Here is a 24,912-nt window from a genome sequence, read left to right as displayed (position 1 = left end):
AAAATATGCTGGAAAGATTGAACGGCCTGCTCATGCAGGCCGGAATTGTTATCACCGATACCCAAAAGAGCCAACTGGTGCAGTTGGTCGAGTTGCTGCACAAGTGGAACAAGGCTTACAATCTCACCTCGGTGCGAGATCCGGACGCCATGCTGGTCAAGCATATCCTCGATAGCCTGGTGGTAAGCCCCCACTTGCACGGTGAGCGCTTCATCGACGTGGGGACAGGTCCTGGCCTGCCGGGATTGCCGCTGGCGATCATCAATCCGGACAAGCAGTTCGTCCTGCTCGACAGTCTGGGCAAGCGGATCAACTTCATCCGTCAGGTGATCCAGGAGCTGGGGCTGACCAATGTGACGCCGGTCAAATCCCGGGTTGAAGAGTATCAACCCGAGGTGGGATTTGATGGTGTACTGAGTCGGGCATTTGCCTCGCTGGAGGACATGCTGAGCTGGTGTCACCACCTGCCGTCAGAACAGGGCTGCTTCCTGGCACTCAAGGGACAATATCCCGAGCAGGAGCTGGCCCAGTTGCCTGCCAATATCCGTCTGGTAGCCTGTCATGAGTTGCGGGTGCCGGAGCTGGAAGGCGAACGTCATCTGCTGGAATTCAAACATATCCAGCCCGAATAGGGTCGCAGTTTCATTTAGGGGATCGTGTGGGAAAAGTCATCGCCATAGCCAACCAGAAGGGTGGAGTGGGTAAAACCACCACCTGTGTGAATCTGGCCGCCTCCATGGCTGCCACCCGGCGCAAGGTGCTGGTGATCGATCTGGATCCGCAGGGCAATGCCACCATGGGCAGCGGTGTCGACAAGTATGACGTCGAGCGCACCGCTTATGAGTTGCTGATCGAGGATGCCCCCATCAGCGAAGTGATCATCCCCGAAACTACCGGGGGTTATCACCTGATCGCCGCCAACGCCGACGTGACCGCGGCCGAAATCCGTCTGATGGAATTTTTCGCCCGCGAAATCCGCCTGCGCAATGCGCTGGCCTCGGTGCGGGACAAATACGACTACGTCTTCATCGACTGCCCGCCCTCTCTCAACATGCTGACCGTGAACGCCATGGCCGCCGCCGACTCCGTGCTGGTGCCCATGCAGTGCGAATATTACGCGCTGGAGGGGCTCACCGCCCTGGTCGACACCATCAGCAAGCTGGCCGCCGTGGTCAATCCGGAGCTCAAGATCGAAGGGGTGCTGCGCACCATGTTCGATCACCGCAACCGGTTGGCCAATGATGTGTCCGATCAGCTAAAACAGCACTTTGGCGACAAAGTCTACCGCACCATCATTCCCCGCAATGTTAGACTGGCTGAGGCCCCGAGTTTCGGTGCCCCGGCCATGCACTATGACAAATCATCGGTGGGCGCCAAGGCCTACCTGGCACTGGCTGGCGAGATCCTGCGCCGCCAGGAGCAGGAACGTCAGGCGACCATCGCAGACCGAGAGAGCATATGACTCCGAAAAAACGTGGACTGGGCAAGGGGCTGGATGCCCTGCTCAGTACCAGCACGGCTGCCCGCCAGAAACAGGTGATGAGCGATCAACGTACTGAAGAGGCCATGGCCCCCACCAATCAGGGCGAGCTGCGCAAGCTGCCGGTGGAGTGGTTGCAGTCCGGCAAGTACCAGCCCCGCAAGGATATGTCCCAGGATGCACTGGAAGAGCTTGCCAATTCCATCCGCGCCCAGGGGGTGATCCAGCCCATCGTGGTACGCCCTCTCGGCGAGCAATCCTTCGAAATCATCGCCGGTGAACGGCGCTGGCGCGCGTCCCAGCTGGCGCGGCTCGAGGTGGTGCCCTGCATCGTCAAGGATGTACCCGACGAGGCTGCCGTCGCCATCGCGCTGATTGAGAATATTCAGCGGGAAGACCTCAATGCCATCGAAGAGGCGGTCGCTCTACAAAGACTGCTGACCGAATTTGAACTCACCCACCAGCAGGTGGCCGAGGCGGTGGGCAAGTCCCGCACCACGGTGACCAACCTGTTGCGTCTCAACCAGCTCAACGACGACGTGAAGCGTTTCGTCGAGCATGGCGACCTCGACATGGGCCATGCCCGTGCCCTGCTGGCTCTGAGCGGCCAGGCCCAGTCTGAACTGGCCAAGCTGGTTGCCCAGAAGGGGCTGACCGTACGCGATACCGAGAAGCTGGTGCAAAAAGCGCTCGAACCGGCAAAAGCCAGGGTCGAACCGGCCCGTGATCCGCAGATCGGCTACCTGGAGCGCCAACTGGCAGAAAAAATTGGCAATCAGGTGCAACTTCAGCCTGGCAAGCGGGATAGCGGGAAGTTAGTAATAAGTTACGAGAATTTGTCCGATTTGGACCGTATATTGGGCTATTTTGGCGTGTCGGAATCGTGATTTTTACGCTTTTTGTAGTAATAAAACATCCATTCCTTTTGATATGACCATAACCCTGATTTGCCGCGGAAAGCCGCAAAAATTAAGGATTTTTGTCATATTGCAATAGCTGCCCTCAAGGGTATAATTTGACCGGCTTTAAGAGCTGTTAACATGGGGTCTTCGGATCCCGATTTTTTACAGTTCTGTAATGTTCAGGGGTAGGTTGGTGAAGCAGAAAATAGCCTTGGAAGGTTTGACACTGGCCTTGGTTATGCTCGTTTGTCAGCTCATCCTGATCCTGGCGATGAGTGCCGTCTGGTTTTACCTGACTGGTGCCAGCGCCGGTTATTCCGCCCTCTACGGAGGGGGGATGTACTGGGTTCCTCAAGCCTTGTTTACTGTCTGGGTGCTGCGCCGCAAGGTGACAACCGAGAGTGTGGGCCTGGTTTTGCGGGACTTTTATGGTGGGGCAGGGATTAAGCTCATTTCTACAACAGGTCTATTCGCCCTGATGTTTGGTGCGGGAGTCGAGGTCGTTACCGTCTCGTTTTTCGCCACTTATATCCTCGCCCTCGTTGTACAGTGGATGGTTTCATTCACGCTTAACAACCACTATTAGGAAAACTCATGTCTGCAACCGGAGAAGTCCTGACTCCTCAGGGATATATCTCCCACCACCTGACCCACCTTCAAGTCGGGTCCGGGTTCTGGACGGTCAATATCGACTCAATGGTATTTTCCGTCGTGCTAGGCGCCCTGTTTATCCTGCTGTTCCGCAAAGTAGCCGTTAACGCTACCAGCGGGGTGCCGGGTAAGCTGCAGTGCTTTGTGGAGATGCTGGTCGAGTTTGTGAATGGTAACGTCAAAGACATCTTTCACGGTCGCAACAAGGTCATCGCACCTTTGGGGCTGACGGTGTTTGTGTGGATCTTCCTGATGAACTTCATGGATCTGATCCCCGTTGACTTTATCCCTCACGCTGCACAATTGATGGGTATTCCCTATCTGCGTGTGGTTCCCTCTGCTGACGTTAACATCACCATGTCCATGGCTTTGGGCGTGTTCTTCTTGATCCTGTATTACAGCATCAAGGTCAAGGGTATCGGCGGGTTTGTGAAGGAGCTGACGCTTCAGCCTTTCAACCACCCGGCGGCCATCCCGGTTAACCTCATCCTGGAAACTGTTACGCTGATTTCCAAACCTGTTTCTCTGGGTCTTCGACTGTTCGGCAACATGTATGCTGGCGAACTGATCTTTATCCTGATTGCTGGTTTGTTACCCTGGTGGTCACAGTGGATCCTGTCCGTGCCTTGGGCAATTTTCCACATCCTGATCATCACTTTGCAGGCATTCATTTTCATGGTTCTGACCATCGTCTATCTGTCGATGGCGCAGGAAGACCATGGTTGATGCAACTCAAATAATCCTTTTTATACAATCAATTACATCTAAATAACTGGAGATCCTCATGGAAAACTTGAACATGGACCTGCTGTACATCGCTGCTGCAATGATGATGGGTCTGGCTGCTATCGGCGCTTCCATCGGTATCGGTATCCTGGGTGGCAAGTTCCTGGAAGGTGCTGCTCGTCAACCGGATCTGATCCCTGTTCTGCGTACCCAGTTCTTCATCGTAATGGGTCTGGTGGATGCGATCCCGATGATCGCCGTTGGTCTGGGTCTGTACGTGATGTTTGCGGTTGCTGGCTAAGTCGTTACGACTCTCCAGGCATAACCCATTAACTAACTTAAGAGGACATCGGCTGTGAATATCAATGCCACCCTCCTCGGCCAAGCAATTGCTTTTTTCTTCTTCGTAGTGTTTTGCATGAAGTACGTATGGCCGCCGCTGATTGCAGCCATCGAAGCCCGTCAGAAAGCTATTGCTGACGGTCTCTCTTCTGCCGAACGTGCCAAGAAAGATCTGGATTTGGCCAAGGCCAACGCCACCGATCAGCTGAAAGAAGCCAAGCTGCAGGCTGCTGAAATCATTGAGCAGGCTAACAAACGTAAAGCCCAGATCATTGATGAAGCTGCCGCTGGTGCCCAGTCTGAGCGGGAAAAAATCCTGGCTCAGGGCCGTGCCGAGATCGAAGCTGAACGTCATCGTGCCAAAGAAGAACTGCGTAAGCAGGTTGCTGCTCTTGCCATTGCTGGTGCAGAGAAGATCCTGGCGCGTCAAATCGACCAGGCTGCCAACAGCGACATCGTCGACAAACTGGTAGCAGAACTGTAACGGGAACGGGGCTATGTCTGAACTGACTACAATCGCTCGCCCCTACGCCAAGGCTGCTTTCGAGTTTGCCGTTGAGCACAAGGCGGTTGACCAGTGGTTGGGTATGCTCGGTTTCGCTGCGCAAGTAGTGGAAAACGAGACCATGCACAACCTGGTAAACGGCTCTGTGGCCGCCGAAGAGCTGGCAACGCTGTTTGTCGGTGTCTGCGGTGAGCAACTCGACGTGCATGGCCAGAACCTGATCCGGGTGATGGCCGAGAATGGTCGCTTGGGTGTGCTGCCGGCGGTCGTTGCTGAATTTGTAGCGTTCAAAGCTGAACTGGATAAAGAGGTTCAGGCTGACGTGATTTCGGCGATCGAACTGACCGACCAGCAGAAAGCCAATATTCAGGCTTCTCTGGAACAACGTCTCGCGCGCAAAGTGAAGCTGAATTGCAGCATCGATGCGTCCTTGATGGCCGGGGTGCTCATCAAGGCCGGTGATCTGGTAATCGACGGCACAGTCCGCGGTAAGCTGGATCGCATGGCTGACGCGCTGCAATCTTGATTGGGGTATTAGAGCATGCAACTGAATTCCACTGAAATCGCCGAGCTGATCAAGCAGCGCATTGCGCAGTTTGATGTAAAGAGCGAAGCGCGTAACGAAGGTACTATCGTCTCTGTGAGCGACGGTATCATTCGTATTCACGGCCTGGCTGATGCCATGCAGGGTGAGATGATCGAGCTGCCGGGCAACCGCTACGCTCTGGCATTGAACCTGGAGCGTGACTCCGTCGGTGCGGTGATTATGGGTTCCTATGACGGTCTGTCAGAAGGAATGAAAGTAAAAGGTACTGGCCGTATTCTGGAAGTGCCGGTAGGTCGTGGTCTGTTGGGCCGGGTGTTGAACACCCTGGGTCAGCCGATCGACGGTAAAGGTCCGATCGACAACGACGGCTTCTCGCCGATCGAAGTGATCGCACCGGGCGTTATCGAGCGTAAGTCTGTTGACCAGCCGGTCCAGACCGGTCTGAAAGCCATCGATGCCATGATCCCAATCGGTCGTGGCCAGCGTGAGCTGATCATCGGTGACCGTCAGGTTGGTAAGACCGCCATCGCGATCGACACCATCATCAACCAGAAAGATTCCGGCATTAAGTGTGTCTACGTTGCGATTGGCCAGAAGGCCTCCACCATCGCCAACGTGGTGCGCAAGCTGGAAGAGCACGGCGCCCTGGCCAACACCATCGTGGTGGTTGCCTCTGCCTCCGAAGCGGCTGCTCTGCAGTACCTGGCTCCGTATGCCGGTTGCTCCATGGGTGAGTACTTCCGTGACCGCGGTGAAGACGCGCTGATCATCTATGATGACCTGTCCAAGCAGGCCGTAGCTTATCGCCAGATCTCCCTGCTGCTGCGCCGTCCGCCAGGACGTGAAGCTTACCCGGGTGACGTTTTCTATCTGCACTCCCGTCTGCTGGAGCGTGCTGCTCGCGTTAACGCCGAGTACGTAGAGAAGTTCACCAAGGGTGAAGTGAAAGGCAAAACCGGTTCTTTGACCGCACTGCCAATCATCGAAACCCAGGCGGGTGACGTATCTGCGTTCGTTCCGACCAACGTGATCTCCATCACCGATGGTCAGATCTTCCTGACTTCACAGCTGTTCAACTCCGGTATTCGTCCGGCGGTTGACCCGGGTATCTCTGTATCCCGTGTAGGTGGTGCTGCTCAGACCAAGATCGTCAAGAAGCTGTCCGGTGGTATCCGTACCGCGCTGGCCCAGTATCGCGAACTGGCGGCCTTCGCCCAGTTCTCTTCCGATCTGGACGAGGCGACTCGCAAGCAGCTGGATCACGGTGTGAAAGTGACCGAGCTGATGAAGCAGAAGCAGTACTCTCCGCTGAGCGTGGCTCACCAGTCTCTGGTGCTGTTCGCCGCCGAGAAAGGCTATCTCTCCGATGTCGAGCTGAACAAGATCGTCGACTTCGAAGCCGCTCTGCTCTCTTACGCCAATACCCAGCATGCCGAGCTGATGGCTGAAATCAATGCCAAAGCCGACTACAACGACGCGATCGTTGGCAAGCTGACTGCGTTGCTGGATAGCTTCAAAGCAACCCAGACCTGGTAAGCGTGTGTGGCAGCGTGAGCTGCCACTTGATGGAGAGTAAGAGATGGCCGGCGCAAAAGAGATACGTAACAAGATCGGGAGTGTGAAAAACACTCAGAAGATCACCGGCGCTATGGAAATGGTGGCAGCAAGCAAAATGCGCCGTGCGCAGGAACGCATGTCTGCCAGCCGTCCGTACGCTGAAACCATGCGCAAGGTGATCGGCCATATCGCTCAGGGGAACTTGGAATACAAGCACCCCTACCTCATCGAACGTGAGGTCAAGCGAGTGGGTTACATCGTCGTCTCCACCGACCGTGGCCTGTGTGGTGGTCTGAACATCAACCTGTTCAAGGCTGCCCTCAATGATATGAAGCAATGGAGCGCGAAAGGTGCCAAGGTTGACCTGGCACTGATCGGTAACAAGGCCTCCAACTTCTTTGAACGGCACGGCGCCAAGGTTAAAGCTCATGTCGCAGGACTGGGCGATAGTCCGAGCGTCAATGACCTGATTGGTTCAGTCAAGGTCATGCTGAAGGCTTACGACAACGGTGAGATTGACAAGCTGTATCTGGTGTACAACAAGTTCGTCAACACCATGGTGCAGCAACCACGGGTCGATCAACTGCTGCCTTTGCCCGTAACTGAAGACAGCAAGCTCGCCAAGAAACACCACTGGGATTACCTCTATGAGCCGGATCCCAAGAAGCTGCTGGATACCCTGCTGGTTCGCTATGTCGAATCTCAGGTTTACCAGGGTGTAGTGGAAAACTTGGCAAGTGAACAGGCAGCCCGAATGGTTGCCATGCAAGCCGCGACTGACAACGCCGGTAACCTGATTAACGATCTGCAACTGGTATACAACAAGGCCCGTCAGGCCAGTATTACCCAGGAGCTGACAGAGATCGTATCCGGTGCTGCTGCGGTGTAAGGCAAGGGTTATCAAAGGTTTAGAGGATTTGACATGAGTAACGGTTTCATCGTCCAAATCATCGGCGCTGTGGTGGACATCGAGTTCCCGCAGAATGCCGTGCCCCAGGTGTACGATGCACTGAAGGTCGTTAGCGAAGGTCAAGGCCAGGGTCTGGTGCTGGAAGTTCAGCAACAGATCGGTGGCGGCGTCGTTCGTTGCATCACCATGGGCTCCTCCGACGGTCTGCGTCGTGGGTTGGAAGTAGTGAATAGCGGTAAATCCATCCAGGTTCCGGTCGGTACTGCGACTCTGGGTCGGATCATGAACGTACTGGGCGAGCCAATCGACGAAAAAGGTCCGATCGGTGAAGAAGAGTGCTGGTCTATCCACCGCGCTGCCCCCAGCTACGAAGATCAGTCCAACAGCAACGATCTGCTGGAGACCGGCATCAAGGTTATCGACCTGGTATGCCCGTTCGCCAAGGGTGGTAAGGTTGGTCTGTTCGGTGGTGCCGGTGTAGGCAAAACCGTAAACATGATGGAGCTGATCCGTAACATCGCGATCGAGCACAGTGGTTACTCTGTGTTCGCCGGTGTTGGTGAGCGTACCCGTGAGGGTAACGACTTCTACCACGAGATGATGGAGTCCAACGTACTGGACAAAGTATCTCTGGTTTACGGTCAGATGAACGAGCCGCCCGGAAACCGTCTGCGCGTTGCGCTGACCGGCCTGACCATGGCCGAGAAGTTCCGTGACGAAGGTCGTGACGTACTGTTCTTCGTAGATAACATCTACCGTTACACCCTGGCCGGTACCGAAGTATCCGCACTGCTGGGCCGTATGCCTTCCGCAGTAGGTTACCAGCCGACTCTGGCCGAGGAGATGGGTGTTCTGCAAGAACGTATCACCTCCACCAAGACCGGTTCCATCACCTCCGTACAGGCCGTTTACGTTCCTGCTGATGACTTGACTGACCCGTCTCCGGCGACCACCTTCGCCCACCTGGATGCGACCGTCGTACTGTCCCGTCAAATCGCGGCACTGGGTATCTACCCGGCCGTTGACCCGCTGGACTCTACCTCTCGTCAGCTGGATCCGCTGGTCGTTGGCAAAGAGCACTACGAGACCGCTCGTGGCGTTCAGACCGTACTGCAGCGCTACAAAGAGCTGAAGGACATCATCGCCATCCTGGGTATGGATGAACTGTCAGAAGAAGACAAACTGACCGTAGCCCGTGCCCGTAAGATCGAGCGTTTCCTGTCCCAGCCGTTCTTCGTAGCAGAAGTGTTTACCGGTTCTCCGGGTAAATACGTGCCGCTGAAAGAGACCATCCGTGGTTTCCAGGGCATCCTGAAAGGCGAGTATGACGATCTGCCCGAGCAGGCGTTCTACATGGTTGGCGGTATCGACGAAGTCGTCGAGAAATCCAAGAAACTGTAAGCCTCGACAGGAGGGCCCATGGCAGAGATGATCTCCTTTCACCTGGATGTGGTGAGCGCCGAAGGAAAACTGTTTTCCGGTCGCGTGCAATCCGCTCAGGTATCAGGCTCCGAAGGTGAGTTGGGTCTCCGCCACGGTCATGCTCCGTTGCTGACTGCCATCAAGCCGGGCCTGGTCCGCTTGGTGAAGCAGAACGGAACTGAAGAGGTGCTGTACATCTCCGGCGGTATGCTGGAAGTACAACCTGAATCCGTGACCGTGCTGGCGGACACCGCGATTCGTGCTGACGACTTGGATGAGGCGAAAGCCCAGGAAGCCAAGCGCGCAGCCGAAGAGCGGATCCACAGCTCCCATGGTGATATCGACTACGCCCAGGCCGCCACCGAGCTGGCCAAGGCGATGGCTCAACTGCGAGTCATCGATATCGTCAAAAAGAATTACCGCTAATAACGGTGATGTAAAAAGCGACCTTCGGGTCGCTTTTTTTTTACCCGTTGGATAGACTCCGCCGAGTATTTCCTCATGTTCCAAAGGTCAATTTATGTCCCTCAACGTCGTGATCCTGGCGGCGGGTAAAGGTACCCGCATGCGCTCTTCCCTGCCCAAGGTACTCCACCCGGTAGCCAACAAACCCATGGTTTCCCATGTGATCGATACTGCCCGTCAGGTTGGTGCCGAGCAGCTGCATCTGGTCTATGGCCACGGTGCCGAACTGCTGAAAGAGCGGATCGTGGCGGCCGATGTGAACTGGGTGCTGCAGGCGCAACAGCTGGGGACTGGTCACGCCGTCGCCCAAGCCATCCCGTTTTGGAAGGATGAAGACGACGTGCTGGTGCTCTACGGCGATACCCCGCTGATCCAGCCAGAGACCCTGCAGCGACTGCTGGCTGCCAAGGCTGAAAACGGTATGGCACTGCTGACCGTGGTACTGGACAACCCTACCGGCTATGGCCGTATCGTCCGTGAAAATGGTCAGGTAGTCGGCATCGTCGAGCAGAAGGATGCCAATGCCGAACAGCTGGCCATTCGTGAGGTGAACACCGGCGTGCTGGTGGCCAACGGCGGTCAGCTGCGCAGCTGGCTATCCCGTCTGGACAACAAGAATGCCCAGGGCGAATTCTACCTGACCGACGTGATCGCCATGGCTCACGGCGATAATTGCCCGATTGCTGCCGTTCATCCGGAGCGCGCCGCTGAAGTGGAAGGGGCTAATAATCGAGTTCAATTGGCTCAACTTGAGCGCAGCTACCAGCAGATGCAGGCCGAGAAGCTGATGATTGCTGGTGCAACCATGATCGACCCCGCACGCTTTGATTTGCGTGGGGTTTTGGAAATTGGTGAAGAGGTTGTTATTGATGCAAACGTCATCATTGAGGGCAAGGTGACTCTCGGCAATCACGTTCGTATCGGAGCCGGTTGCGTACTGAAAGATTGTGTCATTGGCGATCACACCGAGGTGAAACCCTACTCGGTCATCGAGGGTGCACAGGTGGCAGAACAGTGCTCAGTGGGTCCGTTTACCCGCTTGCGTCCGGGGGCGGTTCTGGAGCAGGATGCGCACGTTGGCAACTTCGTCGAGATGAAGAAGGCCCGTCTGGGGGTTGGTTCCAAGTGCGGTCACCTCACTTATCTAGGGGATGCTGAGGTGGGTGCTAAGGTGAACATCGGTGCCGGCACCATCACCTGCAACTACGACGGCGTGAACAAGTTCCAGACCATCATCGAGGATGATGTGTTTGTCGGTTCCGATACCCAGCTGGTGGCGCCGGTGCGCATCGGTAAGGGGGCGACTCTGGGGGCGGGTTCCACCATCACCAAGGATGTGGCCGAGAACGAGCTGGTGATCACTCGGGTGCCCCAGCGCCACATCAAGAACTGGGCTCGCCCGGTCAAGAAGAAGTGATGCCCGATCAATAAAATAGAACCGGCGCCTGATGGCGCCGGTTTTTTTGGCTTATGACTTATGGCTGGTGTCACTGGTCGATGACTGGGGGGCCGCCCATGTGGTGGCGGGGGCGCTGTAGTCCATCACCTGATACCAGTCGAGCTTGCGGGTCAGTATCATGATCAGCGCCAGGGTGGCGAACAACAGCAGGGCGCCGAGCAGCAAGGCGATCTCTTCGGCCTGCAGCAGGCTGTAGAGGATGGCATAGACCAGCCCGAGCAGCGATGCGAAGCCGATCCCCTGTTTCGGGCCACCCAGCACATGACTGAGGTAGAAACCGTTGAGCAGTACGCTGGCCAGTGCGGCCACCAGATAGGCCCAGCCAAAGCCGAGGTGTTCGGTCAGGGCCAGCAGTACCAGATAGAAGATAGCCAGCCCCATGCCCACCAGCGCGTACTGGATCGGGTGAACCCGCAGCCCCTTGAGCAGCTCGAACATGAAGAAGCTGATAAAGGTGAGGCCGATAAACAACAGGGCATATTTGGCCGCCCTCTCATTGAGTTGATAGTGATCCACCGGCTGCACCAGACTGACGCTGAAGCTGGGCAGATGTTTGGAGGCGCTTTGGATCATGTCAGGGAACTGATTCTCCATATCTGTGGCAAACCAACTTGTCTGCCAGTCAGCATTGAAACCTTGATCTTTTACTGTACGGGTGGTTGGCAGGAAATCGCCCAGGAAGTTGGGGTGGGGCCAGTTACCGGACAAGGTTAGTTTGCTGTCACGACCGACCGGAATCAGGGTGAATTTTTCCATACCCTGTAGGGAAATCTTTATATCGAACCACCCTCCTTGCTGTTGTTTGGTGGTTAGCGGGACATGCACGCCGGATCGGTTGCCAAGCCGTGCACCGGGGGTGACAGTCAGTAGCTCGTTGGCGAAGGTGATGGTTGGTATCTGAATGATGCCTCGAGCGTCGGAGACGATGAGGCTGAGATAGGGTTGGCCGGGTATGCTGTCACGTGGTGGCTGCCAATCAGGGATCGCTGGTAATTGGCCGGTTAGAGTGACGTTAGCCTGATACAGCTGGGCTTGGTAGATCCCCAGTTTGCGTGGCGTTACTTCCATATTCGCTGTGGCCGTTAACTGTTCTGGCAACAGGTAGCGATAGCGTGTCTCCACCTCTCTCCGAGTGTCCTTGCCATTGGTCAGGATCAGTTCTCTTGTATATGGGAGGACAATTACGGGGCCTATTAGGCGCTGCGGTCCACTCGTACTGGCCATTATCTGTTTGATGGCCTGACTGCGGTAAGCCTGACGCTCCCGGTTGAGCTCCATGATGGATTGCACCGGCACCATCAACAACAGGCTGAGCAACAGCAGCAGAAAGATCTTGTGGGTAAATATCTGTTTGACCATGACACGTCTCCTTGTTGGATGGAGTGAGTCTGTCAGTCCGGCGTGAAGTGGTGATGGGCTTGTGTGAAGTGGTGGTGAACTGTTGAAAAACGGCGCCATCAGGCGCCGCGGGATTGTTCAGGGGCGGGAGCGCACCAACCGAGCGGCTTGGGCGAAACGATCGGTGTGGCCGTCGATGAGTCCGTGCATAAAGTCGATGTAATAGACCAGTTCCGGCATCTCCTCAATGGAGCTGGAGGTCCAGTAGGGGGCTGAATTTTCCCCGTTGTCATGGATATCGGAGAAGAAGCGTGGGTCTGTCATCGGCGCCCGGCAATTTTCGTCGAGCAGGGTGAAGAGCTCCTCGATGGTGGGGAGTCGCCACCCCTCGCCAAGGCGGGCTGCTTCATCTTTGGCTTCAAGCAGCGTCAGCAGGGCCGGTGTGCCCACGCACCCTTTCCCCTCCTGCCACTGGCTGCCGAGGCTGCACGCCTGCCATTCTAGCTGGTTGAGCCGATCATGGATGACTTCTCCCTGCCGCGTCAGGCGGTCGGAGAGATCACAGGCAGCAAGCGCCATGCTGGCCGGAAGCCAGAGCAGCAATAGAAATAATTTCATGTTTGTCTCGTTTACGAATGGCGGTCAGCCCGTCGCTGGTGGGCTGACCGTGGTTATCGGGGGGTTATCTGGCGGGAAGCGAGCTCACTGCTTTTTAAGTTGTGCAGGCAGGGCCGCAAGCACCTCTTCTTTCGCTTTGAGGGAGGCGAACTGCTTGCCGGGCTTTTGCACCACGGTATGGACGAAGATCAGCTGTTTGCCCGGTTTGCTGGCCCAGCCGACGAACCAGCCGATCTGCTGATCGCGGTTGAGGCTGCCATCCAGCTTCTTCGGGTAGCCCATGCCGGTCTTGCCGTGGATCTGCCAGCCGTCGATCTCGCTCACCTTGAGGATATTGGCGGTGTACTGCAGGGTCTGCGCCGAGACCGGCAGCTTGCCGCTGAGCATCTTGCCGAGGAAGCGGGCCTGCTCCTCCGGACTGATGGCGAGGCTCGAGCTGAGCCAGGCCTGGGTCAGACCGTCATGTTTGCCCGGATTGCCGGAGAGATCCCGGTTGCCGTAGTCGAAGCGGTCGACATACTGCTGGAAGCGCTCCATCCCCAGCCATTCGGTGAGCTGCTGGGAAAACCAGACCACCGAATAGGTTTCCCAGCGGCGCGGGGTAGTGGTTTCGCGCCAGGCGGGCAGCCAGCCGTCATAGCTCGGTTTGTAAGGCAGTGCTGGATGCTCTTCATCCACCAGATAGCCGCTATCGTAACCCATCAGCGCCAGCGGGATCTTGAAGGTGGACGCGGGTGGCAGCTGGCTGGAGCAGTCCCCTTCGCTGGAGAGGGTCTGGCCGTTGCCGTCAGCATAGAGAAAGCAGCCGCTGGCGGCGGAGGCAGGCAGGGCTGCGAGCAGACCGGCAGCCAGCAGGCTGGAGAGAAGCAGGCGGGACATAGCATTTCCTTGAGCAAATGGATGAGAGAAAGCGGCAGTCTAATGCCGCTTTGTGTGGGGAATGTGAAGTTGCGGGGGTGACTAGGCGAACGGCAGCCAGAGTTCCGCCAGCGCGCCCCCTTCCGGCCGGTTGCTCAGGGTCAGACGGCCGCCATGCTGGTGGGCCACCTCATGGGCGAAGCTGAGCCCCAGACCGCTGCTCTTGCCCTTGTCCGGGCGCGGCAGGGAGTAGAAGCGCTCGAAGATGCGCGGCAGGGCGTAGTCGGGAATGCCGGGGCCGCTGTCGGTGACCCGAAAACAGTAGCCCTCCTCCTGCTGGCTGCCGCTCAGGGTGACCAGCCCGTTGGCGGGAGAGAAGTCGATGGCATTATCCAGCAGGTTGCCGATGGCCTGCTCCACCAGCAGCGGATCCCACTTCTGTTTCGGCGCGCTGGCCAGCTCGGCCACCAACTCGACCTGACGGCGCTGGGCGATGATCTGGCGGGCGTCGAGGGTGCGCTTTCCCAGTTTCGCTGGCTCCACCGACTGGCGATCCAGCCCCTGCCCCGACTCCAGCCGCGCCAGTTGCAGCATTCGCTCGATCAGCTGCTGCATGCGGGCACTCTCCTGATTGATGTTGCCGATAAAGCGTTTGGCAACTTCGGGGGGCGGCGTTTCGGCCAAAATCTCCCCTGCCCCGCGAATAGCGGCCAGCGGGCTCTTCAGCTCGTGGGTCAGGCTGTGCACATAGGCTTCGATGTAGCTTTTGCCATCGAGCTGGTGGCGCATGGTCTCCAGCGAGCGGCCGAGCCGATCCAGCTCGACGGTGTGCAGCCTTGGCAGCGGTGCCGCCTCCCCCTTGCTGACCGAGTCGGCGTAGTGCACCAGCTTGCCGATGGCGCGGTTGAGCCACCACACCAGCAGGCTGCCGATCAGCAGCGAGATGAGCAGCATCTGGCCGCCGGCCCGCAGCAGCTCCTGTTCCCCCCGCTCAATGGCGGGCATCAGGGTGCGATTCGGTTTGGCGACGGTGAGGGAGCCGATGATCTCGGCCCCTTCCCGCAGCGGCGCCGCCACATACATGGTCGAGCTGGCGGCATCCTCGGGATCGGTGCGGGTGCTGCGGGCGCCATACTGGCCGCGCAGGGTGCGGTAGACATCGTTCCAGCGGGAATAGTCCTTGCCCAGATCCGTGCCGTCGGAGTCGTAAATCACCATGCCCTTCTGATCAGTGACATAGATGCGGTACTCCGCCTGCTGCTTGAGGTGGCCATCGATCATCGCATTGATGGGATTCTGGTTGAGGCGGGCGAAGGCGCTGGCCAACCGCCCGTTCATCATATTCCCCTCTTGCAGATCATCGAGGGCGAGCGGCGCCAGCAACTGGGTCATGTCTACCAGAGTATCCTCGGTGGCGCTGCGCACCCCGGGTTTTATCTCCTCGACGAAGATCTCCAGCACGAACCAGGCGGCCAGCGCGAAGATCAGCAGCAGGCCGCACAGCAGTTGCAACCCGAGTCTCATGCCAGCTCCAGGCTGTAGCCCAGCCCGCGGTGGGTGAGGATCAGGTTTGCCTCGGGATCATGTTCGCGCAGCTTGGCGCGGATGGTCTTGATATGGGTATCTACGGTGCGATCCAGACTCTCCTCCGCATCCTGCCACACCAGATCCATCAGCTGCTGGCGGGAGTAGACCCGGCCCGGCGCCTGCATCAGGGTCTTGAGCAGCAGATATTCGTAACGGGTGAGGGCCAGCGGCTGACCGCGAAAGTGAATGCGGGCCCGCTCCTCATCCAGCACCAGCAGGGCGCTGGGCTGGGGGGCGACGGGCTGGCTGCGGCGCAGGATGACCCGCACCCGGGCACACACTTCCCGTGGCGAGAAGGGTTTGGCCACATAGTCGTCGGCACCGATCTCCAGCCCGATCAGTCGGTCTATCTCCTCGCTGCGGGCGGTGAGGAACATCAGGGGGATATCGGTCAGCGCCCTCACCTGCTTGCAGAGTTCGAAGCCGCTGATGTCGGGCAGCCCCACATCGAGGATCAGGAAGTCGGGTCGCGTCTGTTCCAGTCGTGTCAGCAACTGCTGGCCCAGCATGAACCACTCCACCTCGAACCCGTCGGTCTGCAGGGCGTAAATCAGGGTGTCGGCGATGCTGGCCTCATCCTCCACCAGCCAGATGACTCTCTTTTGCATGGCATCCTCGTCGCAAATTGGCACCCCATTCTGGCATCGAACCAAATCGGATCCTATTTGCTGTTTTATTTTTCCGAAAAAGGGGCTAATATTTCGATGTTCTTTCGAATCGAAACTTAAAAATGACCAAACGTAATACTCAACAACGCCGCCACACCATAGTGACCCTGGTACAAGAGCAGGGTGAAGTGAGTGTCGACGCCCTCGCCAAACACTTTTCTACCTCCGAAGTGACCATCCGTAAAGATCTGGCCGTACTGGAGACCGGTGGTCTGCTGCTACGTCGTTACGGTGGCGCCGTCCCCTTGCCGAGCGAGATGGTGGTCGAGGTCAACCTTGAACAAGTTTCGAACCGAAAGTTAACCATTGCCCGTGCGGCAGCTGAACGGCTGCGTGACCACAACCGAGTCATCATCGACAGCGGCAGCACCACCAGCGCCATGATCCCCATGCTGGGCAACAAGCGCGGCCTCATCGTGATGACCAACTCCCTCAATGTGGCCGGTGCCCTGCGCGAGTTGGAAAATGAGCCTACCCTGTTAATGACCGGTGGCACTTGGGACCCTCACTCCGAATCCTTCCAGGGGCAGGTGGCGGAACAGGTGCTGCGCTCCTACGACTTCGACCAGCTCTTTATCGGTGCCGACGGCATCGACCCGGAGCGTGGCACCACCACCTTCAACGAGCTGGTGGGCCTGTCGCGGGTCATGGCCGAGGTGTCGCGGGAGGTCATTGTGATGGTCGAATCAGAGAAGATCGGCCGCAAGATCCCCAATCTCGAACTTCCCTGGTCGAGCATCCATACCCTGGTGACCGACGAGGGGCTGGCCAGCGAGGCCAGAGAACAGATTCAAGCCCAGGGGGTGACGCTTATCTGCGCCCCGGTCACTTGCTGACATCGAGCTCTGAACCATCCAACTGACTTTACGATTTGCATCTCAAGGAGAAGTGTATGTGTGGCATCGTCGGGGCTGTTGCCCAACGTGATGTGGCTGAAATTCTGGTAGAGGGCCTGCGCCGTCTGGAGTACCGCGGTTATGACTCAGCCGGTGTGGCCGTGTTCAGCGCCAACCAGCCGCTGCAGCGGGTTCGCCGTCTGGGCAAGGTGGCCGAGCTGGCCAAGGCGCTCGATGAGCAGTCCGTCCATGGTGGTACCGGCATCGCCCATACCCGCTGGGCCACTCACGGCGAGCCTTCCGAGCGCAATGCCCACCCCCACGTCTCCGAGCATATCGTGGTGGTGCACAACGGCATCATCGAGAACCACGAAGAGCTGCGGGAAGAGTTGAAGGCGCTGGGCTACGTGTTCAGCTCCGACACTGACACCGAAGTGATTGCCCATCTGGTCCATCACGAGCTGAAGAGCGCCGGTAGCCTGCTGGCCGCCATGCAGACTGCGGTGAAGCAGCTGCGCGGTGCCTACGGTACCGTGGTGATGGACAGTCGCGACGACAGCCGCGTGGTGGTGGCCCGCTCCGGTTCACCGCTGGTGATCGGTCGCGGTATCGGCGAGAACTTTATCGCCTCCGACCAGATGGCGCTGCTGCCGGTGACCCGTCGTTTCATCTTCCTGGAAGAGGGTGATGTGGCCGAAGTGACCCGCCGTGACGTGCACATCTTCGATACCAACGGCAACGCCGTGGTGCGCGAAGAGCAGGAGTCCGAGCTCTCCCACGATGCCGGTGACAAGGGCGAATACCGTCATTACATGCTCAAGGAGATCCACGAGCAGCCCAAAGCGATCACCAACACCCTGGAAGGGCGTCTGGGTAGCGATCACGTGGTGGTCGAATCGTTCGGCAACGGTGCGCGCGCCATCTTTGACAAGGTCGAGCACGTGCAGATCGTCGCCTGCGGCACCTCCTATCACTCCGGCATGGTGGCTCGCTACTGGTTCGAAGAGATCGCTGGCGTCTCCTGCGATGTGGAGATCGCCTCCGAGTTCCGCTATCGCAAATCGGTAGTGCGCCCCAACAGCCTGCTGGTGACCCTCTCCCAGAGCGGCGAGACCGCCGATACCCTGGCGGCGCTGCGTCTGGCCAAGGAATCCGGCTACATGAGCTCGCTGGCTATCTGCAACGTGCCGGGCTCTTCGCTGGTGCGTGAATCGGATCTGGCCTTTATGACTCGCGCGGGGGCAGAAATTGGTGTGGCCTCCACCAAGGCATTCACCACCCAGCTGGCTGGCCTGCTGATGCTGGTGGCCTCCGTCGGTCACTGCCGTGGCCACCTGAGCGCCGCCGCCGAGGCTGAACTGGTCAAGGCGCTGCAAGCCCTGCCGCTGCGTATTAAAGAGAGTCTGGCGCTGGCCAAGGATATCGAAACCCTGGCCGAAGAGTTTGCCGACAAGCAGCACAGCCTGTTCCTCGGCCGTGGCAGCCAGTACCCCATCGCCATGGAGGGGGCACTCAAGCTCAAAGAGATCTCCTACATCCACGCCGAAGCCTATGCCGCTGGCGAGCTGAAGCATGGCCCGCTGGCGCTGATCGATGCCGAGATGCCCATCATTGTGGTGGCACCGAACAACGATCTGCTGGAGAAGCTCAAGTCCAACGTGGAAGAGGTGCGCGCCCGTGGTGGTATCCTCTACGTGTTCGCCGATGCCGACACCGGCTTCAAGAGCGACGAGACCATGCGGGTCATGAACCTCAACCATGTGGAAGAGGTGATCGCCCCCATCGTCTATACCGTGCCGCTGCAGCTGCTCTCCTACCACGTTGCCCTGATCAAGGGCACTGACGTGGACCAGCCGCGCAACCTGGCAAAATCGGTGACCGTTGAGTAGGTCACTATCTTATAAGTCACTCTCTCAAATGAAAAAGAGCCGCTATTGCGGCTCTTTTTGTTTCGGCTGAGGGGTTACGACAGCCGCAGGTTGGTGATGGTGACCTCGTCGAGGGAGGGCACTATGATGCCGCTGGTGATCCCTTTGGCGATAGCCTGACTGCGGTTCTTCGAGTCGGTCTTGTTGGTCACCTGAGTCAGGTGGAAGTTGACCGTCCGCTCACTGATGCCGAGGATGGTGGCGATCTCCCAGGAGGTCTTGCCCTCGCTGGCCCAGAACAGGCACTCCTTCTCCCGATCCGACAGTTCGGTCAGGCACTTCATCATATCCGGTCTGCTTTTGATCAGTTGCAGTGCGGAGTTGAAGATGTAGCTGGCGCAGAACGACAGCAGCGGGACATTTTCAAACATCAGGTCGGAGTTGGATTTCTCCTTGGTGATGAATGAGAGGATGCCGTGCTCCCCCTGTGGGGTGTGCAGCGGAAAGGAGACGCCATTGCGTACCCCGAAATCGGCGGCCAGGTTCATCACGTCGCGGCTGGCGCTGGGCAGCCAGGGCGAATCGCAGTCGAGCTTGTTCCAGAAGATCGGCTGGGTCTGTTTCAGCCCCAGATAGACCACCGGATCCTGGGTCAGATACTGGTTTTCGCTGTAGGCGTCAAACCAGGTGGTCGGACAGTTGTTGAACAGTGCCACGTGGGATTTTTGCATGCTGATGGGGAAAATAATCAGCAGCCGAAAGTAATCAAAGCCCATTTGATGACTGAAGCGCTCCAGCAGTTGCTGGATATCGCTGGTTTTTGTTGCCTTGGTGAACTTGTCGATATGTTCCCAGATCGCATCGTTGAGCATTACTTTCTCCTTTTTCGATCTCTATCACACTGATCGAAAAGATTTTTTATCGTTATTTATATTTGTGCGGTGGCTATTGGCGCCACTTATTCCGTGCGTGCTTAAAAATTATCCTGTTTTTGTGCATAAAGGCCAAGAAAATCCTCTCGTTGCCAGTCCGCCCTGTATTTGAGATAATGATAATAGTTATCATTAGTAAGATGTATTTCAATGAACAAATTATGGGGTGTGGCCCTGCTGCCACTGTCAGTCCACTTTGCTGCCATCGGGGATGAGCTGGTTGCTCCCGCCCTCAAGAACAGCATAGCTGCCGGGAAAGCCTCCCAGCAGCGGGTGGAAAAAGCCGCCGATGCCGCTGTTGCCGCACGACTGGAGCTGCAAAATGCCCAGCTTCAACTACGCGACCTCGAAGCCTACAACCGCTACATGCAATCTCTGGTGGCCGATCAGCAAAATGAGCTGGGTAAATTGAGCCAGCAGCTGGAAGCGGTGCAAGAGACCCGTCAGGGCTTGATCCCGCTGATGTTACAGATGCAGGCAGATCTGGAACAGCTGGTGCAAAACGACATCCCGCTGCGCAAGGAAGATCGGCTGGCGCGGGTTGAACAGTTGAAAGCGACCCTGGCCCGCGCAGACGTTAGCGAGGCAGAGAAATTCCGTCAGCTGCTGCAGGCCTATCAGATTGAAGCCGAGTACGGCAGCCGGATGGACAGCTATTCCGCCGAGCTGGAGCTGGATGGTGCTCCGCGTCGGGTCGATGTGCTGGCGCTGGGTCGGGTCTCCCTGCTGGCGATGACGGCCGATCGCAGTCAGGCATGGCGCTGGTCTGCCGAGTCTAAGCAGTGGCAAGCTCTCGACAGGCAGTGGCTCTCCCCTATCGCCGAGGCGATGGATGTGGCCGCCGACAAGAAAGTTCCCCAGTTGCTCAATGTCCCCCTCTCTGTCAGCCGTAGTCAGGAGGCCCAATCATGAGAGTCACCATGAAGTGGTTCCCCCTCCTTATTGCTCTCTCCTGCGGTACCAACGCCGCTGTCGCCGATGAGTGGCAGCAGCAGGAACAGGCTCGTGAACAGCAGGCTCAGCAAGATCTGGCGACCGTTGCCAAGGAGCTCGGCACTGCCCGCGCCAGACTGGCCGAGGCCCAGCGCCTGAGCAAGGAGCTGGCTGGCAAGTTCGCCAGCAACGAGAAGCAGCTGGTCGAGCTTAACGCCCAGTGGGAGCAAGCCTCCGGCGACATGAACGAGATCTTCGCGGTCACCCGTCAGGGCGCCAGCGATGCGGTCAAGTTGCTGAGCGAATCCGCCGTCGAGGGCCAGTACCCGGAACGTCTCGCCCCGCTGAAAGCCATGGCACAGGATAAACAGGTGCCGGATCGCGCCGCCCTCGCCCTGCTGCCCGCCACGCTGCTGCAGGAGATCCGCGAATCTGGCCGGATTGCCCAGTTCAACGGCAAGGTGCTCGATGCCCAGGGGGCTGCCAGCGAGCAGTCGCTGACCCGGGTTGGCAGCTTTGCCCTGCTGGGGAGCGAAGGCTTCCTGCAACCGACCGCCGAAGGCTTGAGCCCGGTACTGGGTCTGCCCGGTAGCGTGCTCTCTGCCGTTGCGGCTTATCAGGGTCAGGAAGGGGAAGCGCTGCCGCTGGATCCTTCTCATGGCACTCTGCTGGCGATGCTGGCACAGGCGCCCACCTTCTGGCAGCAGGTACAACAAGGTGGTCAGGTCGGCGCCATTATCGTGCTGTTGGCCGCCATCGGTTTGGGTATCGCTGCGGTACGGCTGTGGAGCCTCTCCCGAGAACTGGGTCGGGTGCGCCGCCAGCTCAAGAGCGGTGAGTATCACGCCGACAACGCCCTCGGCCGGGTGCTGACGGTGGCAGACAAACACCCCGAGCTGAGCATGGAGACCCTCGAACTGCGTCTTGATGAGGCAATCCTGCAGGAGACTCCTCGTATGGAGCGCGGCATCGGCATGGTCAAAGTGATCGCGGCCATCGCCCCCATGCTGGGTCTGCTCGGTACCGTGACCGGTATGATCGGCACCTTCCAGGCCATCACCCAGTTTGGTACCGGCGATCCCAAGATCATGGCGGGCGGCATCTCCATGGCGCTGGTTACCACGGTACAGGGTCTGGTTGCGGCCATTCCGCTGATCCTGGCCCACAGCCTGCTGCAATCGCGCTTCACCGAGCTCTCCAATGTGCTGGAGCAGCAGGTAGCCGGCATTCTGGCCGAGCGCGCCGAGAGCAATAACGGCGGGATGGAGCGAGCAGCATGATGCTCGACATCTGGCAACAGCTGCAGAGTTTCATGGGCCGTGGCGGCCCGGTGCTCTGGGTCATTCTGGCCCTGCTGGTGCTGATGTGGATTTTGATGATCGAGCGGCTGCTCTACCTCAATCTGGGTTTCGGCCCGTTGCAGCAACAGCTGCTCGGTCGCTGGCAGGCCCGCAGCGAGCGCCACAGCTGGCACGCCCGGGCGATCCGCAGCCGCTGGCTGGCGCAGGCGGAGCTGGAACTGAACCGTCATCTGATCTTCATCCGCACCCTGGTGGTGCTCTGTCCCATGCTGGGGTTGCTGGGCACTGTGACCGGCATGATCGGCGTATTCGATGCGTTGGCTGCGGCCAACCGCTTTAACCCGGAGAGCATGGCGGGCGGGATCTCCCGCGCCACCATCCCCACCATGGCAGGCATGGTGGTGGCGCTATCCGGTGTGTTGTTACTCAGTCGGCTCGAGAGTCAGGCCAAGCGTGCGCTGGCCAAGACCCGGGACGGCCTGCGAGAAGAGAAGGTAATGCAATGAGACGGCAATCCAAACGCCAGCGTGACGAAGTGCAGATCGACATGACCCCCATGCTGGATATCGTGTTCATCATGCTGATCTTCTTTATTGTCACCACCTCCTTCGTGCGCGAAGCCGGGCTCGAGGTACACAGACCCCAGGCCAGTCAGGCCAAGGCGCAGAAATCTTCCAGCATCATGCTGGCTATCGGGGCTCAGGGTCAGATCTTCCTCGACCGCAAGCAGATCGATGTGGAGCGGGTACAGGCCACCATCGCCCGTCTGCTGGCGGAGCAGCCCGATGCCAGCCTGGTGATCCAGGCCGACGAGCGAGTGCCCCATGGCAAGGTGGTGCGGGTGATGGATGAGGCCAAGGCGGCGGGTATCGCCAATATCGCCGTGGCGGTGGCGCCGAAATGAAATACAAGCTGATGAGCCTGGGGCTGGGGATCGCCCTCAGTCTGGGCATCCTGCTGTTCATGGCCACGCTGGTTGAACCGCCCCGGGGCGAGAAGGTGGCGAGCGAACAGAAGCCCATCGTCATCAATATGCAGAACGAGGTGACCGAGGTGCAGGTGCGCGAGCGTCCGGTGCCGCAGGAGCCTGAACCTCTGCCAGAGCCTCCTGCGGCATTGGCCTCCGCACCGCTGCCGATGCCTGCCGCGGCCCCCTTGGCGGCCGTTGAGCCGAGTCTGGATCTGGTTTCCAGCCTCAGCGCGGTGCAGGTCTATGCCCCCGGAGTGGCGACCAGTACCGCACCGGTATTGAGTGGCAACTACCACGGACAGCAGCAGGGTGCGGGTATCGGCGCCGGTGACATGCTGATGCCGCTGCAACGGATCGAGCCGGTCTACCCCTATCGTGCCCAACAGTCAGGGATCGAAGGATTCGTCACCCTGCGCTTTAGCGTGAATGCCGACGGTGGCGTGCAGGATGTGGAAGTGGTCGAGGCCAAGCCCAAGCGTCAGTTCGAGCGAGCGGCCATTCAGGCGATCAACAAGTGGCGCTATCAGCCGAGACCGGGCGCCACCGACAAGCTGGTGCAAGTCATCACGCTCAAATTCAAACTGGAGTCATAACTATGTTGCGGATCTGGATCTGTCTGCTGGCCCTGGTCGGCCAAGCCTGTCTGGCGATGGAGGTCAGCCCTCACTTCTCCCGTCAGCTTGAACCCGTGATGAAGCTCTATCAGTCTGGTCAGTGGCAACAAGCCCAGAGCAAGGCATCCGGCCTCAAGCCAAATAGCGATGCCGAGCGTGCCTGGCTGGCGCAGTTGCAAGCCTCGCTGGCGGCCAATCTGCAACAGACCGCCCAGGCGAGCCGTTATGTCGAACAGGCCCTTGCCTATAAAGAGTGGCCCGAGCAACAACAGCTCCAGCTGCTGCGACTGCGCGGCGATATTCAGGCCCAGCAATCCAACTGGTCTGGCGCCATCGCCAGCTACAAGGCGGCACTGGCACTCAAACAAGACGATGCACTGCGCCTGCGTCTGGCCGGCCTCTATTACCACAACAAGCAGTACGGTGACGCCGCCAGCCAGAGCGAACAGTTGTTGAAGAAGGGTTGGCAGAAGCAGGCCGCCATTATTCGTCTCTCCGCCCTCACCGCTCAGCAACGTTATGGCGTAGCGGCCGATCAGGCGGCCGAGCTGATCCGTCACGAGCCGACAGAGAGCAAATGGTGGCAGCAGTCGGTGTCGCTCAACCTCTCCGCCAAACGTGGCGATCAGGCGTTGGCTCTGTTGCAAACAGCTATCGACAGAAAACTGATGGATGATGCGTCAGCCCGCAATCAGCTGATCCGTCTCTATGCCTGGCAAGGGCTGCCTTATCGTGGTGCCCGTCTGCTGGAAGCGGCCATGGCCAAGGGACAGATGAAGCAAAGTGCTGAAAACCGCCAACTGCTGGCCCAATTGTGGGAAGGTGCCCGGGAGTGGTCACAAGCGGTCGATAGCTGGCAGCAGCTCGCCAACCAGCACGGTCAGCCCAAAGCCGCCATGCGCGCCGCCGAACTGCTGCTGCAACAGGGCAAGACTGATGCTGCCATGACCCAGCTCGCCGCCATCAAGTCGGTAAAAGGCGAGCAAGGCAATCGTGCCAAAGCGTTGCTGGTGCAGGCACACCTTAATAAGGAGCAGTATGCCCAGGCGCTGGAACTGGCCCGTGAGCTACAGCAACAGGATAACTGGCAGCAGAAGGCAACCAGCTGGGTCAACTATATCCGGGCACAAAGCGAAGAGTTGAGCAAAAAAGCGGCGTAAAAGAGGTGCCAAGGGGCTGTTTTGGGGCGTTCAGTTCGCTTTTTCAGCAAACGAACTCATTTTTGCAAAAAGCCCTTGTCATCCCGGCGCGGTTCCCTATAATGCGCCCCTACCAGCACGGCGGAACACGCCGGACTGATGAGCCAGCTTCCTAGCGAAGTGGGCGCCGAAAGAAAAGCGAAAACAATCGCTTGACTTTCGAAGTGAGAAGCGTAATATGCGCCTCCTCAACGCGACAAGCGTGACGCTCTTTAACAATTTGA

27 protein-coding genes are annotated in these 24,912 nt (G+C 58.3%); 21 read left to right on the top strand and 6 right to left on the bottom strand.

Going from position 1 to position 24,912, the window contains the following annotated elements; all coding sequences use genetic code 11:
• The first annotated feature begins 5 nt into the window (after positions 1–5).
• From rsmG to glmU, 13 genes are all read left to right on the top strand, one after another.
• Complete coding sequence (rsmG, locus tag ACB035_RS16870; RefSeq protein ID WP_041202839.1) at positions 6–632, top strand: 16S rRNA (guanine(527)-N(7))-methyltransferase RsmG; 627 nt, start codon at positions 6–8, stop codon at positions 630–632.
• A gap of 26 nt (positions 633–658) precedes the next feature.
• Positions 659–1,462: a ParA family protein gene (locus ACB035_RS16865; protein WP_005357226.1), complete on the top strand. Its 804-nt coding sequence runs from the start codon at positions 659–661 to the stop codon at positions 1,460–1,462.
• On the top strand, positions 1,459–2,367 hold the full coding sequence (locus ACB035_RS16860) for a ParB/RepB/Spo0J family partition protein (protein WP_005342343.1): 909 nt from the start codon (positions 1,459–1,461) through the stop codon (positions 2,365–2,367). The genes ACB035_RS16865 and ACB035_RS16860 overlap by 4 nt, the downstream gene beginning before the upstream one ends.
• A gap of 190 nt (positions 2,368–2,557) precedes the next feature.
• Positions 2,558–2,968, top strand: a complete 411-nt coding sequence (locus tag ACB035_RS16855) for an ATP synthase subunit I (protein WP_019445506.1) — start codon at positions 2,558–2,560, stop codon at positions 2,966–2,968.
• Between the two features lie 8 nt (positions 2,969–2,976).
• The gene (gene atpB / locus ACB035_RS16850; protein ID WP_005339335.1) at positions 2,977–3,759 is read left to right on the top strand and encodes a F0F1 ATP synthase subunit A; all 783 of its coding nucleotides are present in this window, start codon (positions 2,977–2,979) and stop codon (positions 3,757–3,759) included.
• Positions 3,760–3,817: 58 nt separating this feature from the next.
• Complete coding sequence (gene atpE, locus ACB035_RS16845; RefSeq protein WP_005307205.1) at positions 3,818–4,060, top strand: F0F1 ATP synthase subunit C; 243 nt, start codon at positions 3,818–3,820, stop codon at positions 4,058–4,060.
• A gap of 54 nt (positions 4,061–4,114) precedes the next feature.
• Positions 4,115–4,585: a F0F1 ATP synthase subunit B gene (gene atpF / locus ACB035_RS16840; RefSeq protein ID WP_005339336.1), complete on the top strand. Its 471-nt coding sequence runs from the start codon at positions 4,115–4,117 to the stop codon at positions 4,583–4,585.
• Between the two features lie 13 nt (positions 4,586–4,598).
• Complete coding sequence (gene atpH / locus ACB035_RS16835; protein ID WP_005339341.1) at positions 4,599–5,132, top strand: F0F1 ATP synthase subunit delta; 534 nt, start codon at positions 4,599–4,601, stop codon at positions 5,130–5,132.
• Between the two features lie 15 nt (positions 5,133–5,147).
• Positions 5,148–6,689 carry a F0F1 ATP synthase subunit alpha gene (gene atpA, locus ACB035_RS16830; RefSeq protein WP_005339342.1) on the top strand — a complete coding sequence of 514 codons (1,542 nt, stop codon included), beginning with the start codon at positions 5,148–5,150 and terminating at the stop codon, positions 6,687–6,689.
• Between the two features lie 43 nt (positions 6,690–6,732).
• On the top strand, positions 6,733–7,599 hold the full coding sequence (gene atpG / locus ACB035_RS16825) for a F0F1 ATP synthase subunit gamma (RefSeq protein WP_005339343.1): 867 nt from the start codon (positions 6,733–6,735) through the stop codon (positions 7,597–7,599).
• Positions 7,600–7,632: 33 nt separating this feature from the next.
• Positions 7,633–9,021: a F0F1 ATP synthase subunit beta gene (gene atpD / locus ACB035_RS16820; RefSeq protein ID WP_005339344.1), complete on the top strand. Its 1,389-nt coding sequence runs from the start codon at positions 7,633–7,635 to the stop codon at positions 9,019–9,021.
• Between the two features lie 18 nt (positions 9,022–9,039).
• The gene (locus ACB035_RS16815; protein WP_005339345.1) at positions 9,040–9,468 is read left to right on the top strand and encodes a F0F1 ATP synthase subunit epsilon; all 429 of its coding nucleotides are present in this window, start codon (positions 9,040–9,042) and stop codon (positions 9,466–9,468) included.
• 94 nt (positions 9,469–9,562) lie between these two features.
• Entirely contained in the window at positions 9,563–10,924 is a 1,362-nt protein-coding gene (gene glmU, locus ACB035_RS16810; RefSeq protein WP_371167756.1) for a bifunctional UDP-N-acetylglucosamine diphosphorylase/glucosamine-1-phosphate N-acetyltransferase GlmU, read from the top strand.
• Between the two features lie 51 nt (positions 10,925–10,975).
• On the opposite strand, the gene creD is transcribed toward glmU, so the two are convergent.
• The 5 genes from creD to blrA all read right to left on the bottom strand — a co-directional run bounded on the left by creD (position 10,976) and on the right by blrA (position 15,975).
• Positions 10,976–12,325: a cell envelope integrity protein CreD gene (gene creD, locus ACB035_RS16805; RefSeq protein WP_371167755.1), complete on the bottom strand. Its 1,350-nt coding sequence runs from the start codon at positions 12,323–12,325 to the stop codon at positions 10,976–10,978.
• 117 nt (positions 12,326–12,442) lie between these two features.
• The gene (locus tag ACB035_RS16800; protein ID WP_346213058.1) at positions 12,443–12,922 is read right to left on the bottom strand and encodes a DUF1566 domain-containing protein; all 480 of its coding nucleotides are present in this window, start codon (positions 12,920–12,922) and stop codon (positions 12,443–12,445) included.
• An 84-nt stretch (positions 12,923–13,006) separates the two neighbouring features.
• On the bottom strand, positions 13,007–13,801 hold the full coding sequence (gene blaOXA / locus ACB035_RS16795; RefSeq protein WP_111900863.1) for an OXA-12 family class D beta-lactamase: 795 nt from the start codon (positions 13,799–13,801) through the stop codon (positions 13,007–13,009).
• Between the two features lie 81 nt (positions 13,802–13,882).
• Positions 13,883–15,304 carry a beta-lactam sensor histidine kinase BlrB gene (gene blrB, locus ACB035_RS16790; protein WP_201976419.1) on the bottom strand — a complete coding sequence of 474 codons (1,422 nt, stop codon included), beginning with the start codon at positions 15,302–15,304 and terminating at the stop codon, positions 13,883–13,885.
• Positions 15,301–15,975, bottom strand: coding sequence for a beta-lactam response regulator transcription factor BlrA (gene blrA / locus ACB035_RS16785; RefSeq protein ID WP_033138557.1), 675 nt, complete (start codon positions 15,973–15,975; stop codon positions 15,301–15,303). Before blrA ends, blrB begins: the two co-directional genes overlap by 4 nt.
• A gap of 122 nt (positions 15,976–16,097) precedes the next feature.
• On the opposite strand from blrA, the gene ACB035_RS16780 reads away from it, so the two are divergent.
• Positions 16,098–16,871 (top strand): DeoR/GlpR family DNA-binding transcription regulator, encoded by a 774-nt coding sequence (locus ACB035_RS16780; protein ID WP_201976421.1) that lies wholly within the window; start codon positions 16,098–16,100, stop codon positions 16,869–16,871.
• 56 nt (positions 16,872–16,927) lie between these two features.
• A complete protein-coding gene (gene glmS / locus ACB035_RS16775) occupies positions 16,928–18,760 on the top strand; it encodes a glutamine--fructose-6-phosphate transaminase (isomerizing) (protein ID WP_005355853.1) in 1,833 nt (610 codons plus the stop codon).
• A 74-nt stretch (positions 18,761–18,834) separates the two neighbouring features.
• Here glmS and ACB035_RS16770 read toward each other — a convergent pair whose 3' ends face one another.
• Positions 18,835–19,611 carry an autoinducer binding domain-containing protein gene (locus tag ACB035_RS16770; RefSeq protein ID WP_371167754.1) on the bottom strand — a complete coding sequence of 259 codons (777 nt, stop codon included), beginning with the start codon at positions 19,609–19,611 and terminating at the stop codon, positions 18,835–18,837.
• A 210-nt stretch (positions 19,612–19,821) separates the two neighbouring features.
• Between ACB035_RS16770 and ACB035_RS16765 the strand changes: the two genes are divergently transcribed.
• From ACB035_RS16765 to ACB035_RS16740, 6 genes are read left to right on the top strand one after another with little or no spacing between them, the layout of a single operon-like run.
• Positions 19,822–20,583: a DUF3450 domain-containing protein gene (locus ACB035_RS16765; RefSeq protein ID WP_371167753.1), complete on the top strand. Its 762-nt coding sequence runs from the start codon at positions 19,822–19,824 to the stop codon at positions 20,581–20,583.
• Complete coding sequence (locus ACB035_RS16760) at positions 20,580–21,884, top strand: MotA/TolQ/ExbB proton channel family protein (protein ID WP_042082287.1); 1,305 nt, start codon at positions 20,580–20,582, stop codon at positions 21,882–21,884. Before ACB035_RS16765 ends, ACB035_RS16760 begins: the two co-directional genes overlap by 4 nt.
• Entirely contained in the window at positions 21,881–22,411 is a 531-nt protein-coding gene (locus tag ACB035_RS16755) for a MotA/TolQ/ExbB proton channel family protein (protein WP_005339367.1), read from the top strand. Before ACB035_RS16760 ends, ACB035_RS16755 begins: the two co-directional genes overlap by 4 nt.
• Positions 22,408–22,809: a biopolymer transporter ExbD gene (locus ACB035_RS16750; protein WP_005339369.1), complete on the top strand. Its 402-nt coding sequence runs from the start codon at positions 22,408–22,410 to the stop codon at positions 22,807–22,809. Before ACB035_RS16755 ends, ACB035_RS16750 begins: the two co-directional genes overlap by 4 nt.
• Positions 22,806–23,468: an energy transducer TonB gene (locus ACB035_RS16745; RefSeq protein WP_047437742.1), complete on the top strand. Its 663-nt coding sequence runs from the start codon at positions 22,806–22,808 to the stop codon at positions 23,466–23,468. The genes ACB035_RS16750 and ACB035_RS16745 overlap by 4 nt, the downstream gene beginning before the upstream one ends.
• A gap of 2 nt (positions 23,469–23,470) precedes the next feature.
• Entirely contained in the window at positions 23,471–24,649 is a 1,179-nt protein-coding gene (locus ACB035_RS16740; protein ID WP_259584450.1) for a hypothetical protein, read from the top strand.
• Positions 24,650–24,912: the final 263 nt, after the last annotated feature.

The organism is Aeromonas sp. S12(2024) (assembly GCF_041402305.1).
Taxonomy (GTDB): domain Bacteria; phylum Pseudomonadota; class Gammaproteobacteria; order Enterobacterales; family Aeromonadaceae; genus Aeromonas; species Aeromonas veronii.
Note: the sequence above shows the minus strand (reverse complement) of the source record. Positions and strands in the feature narration are given on the sequence as shown.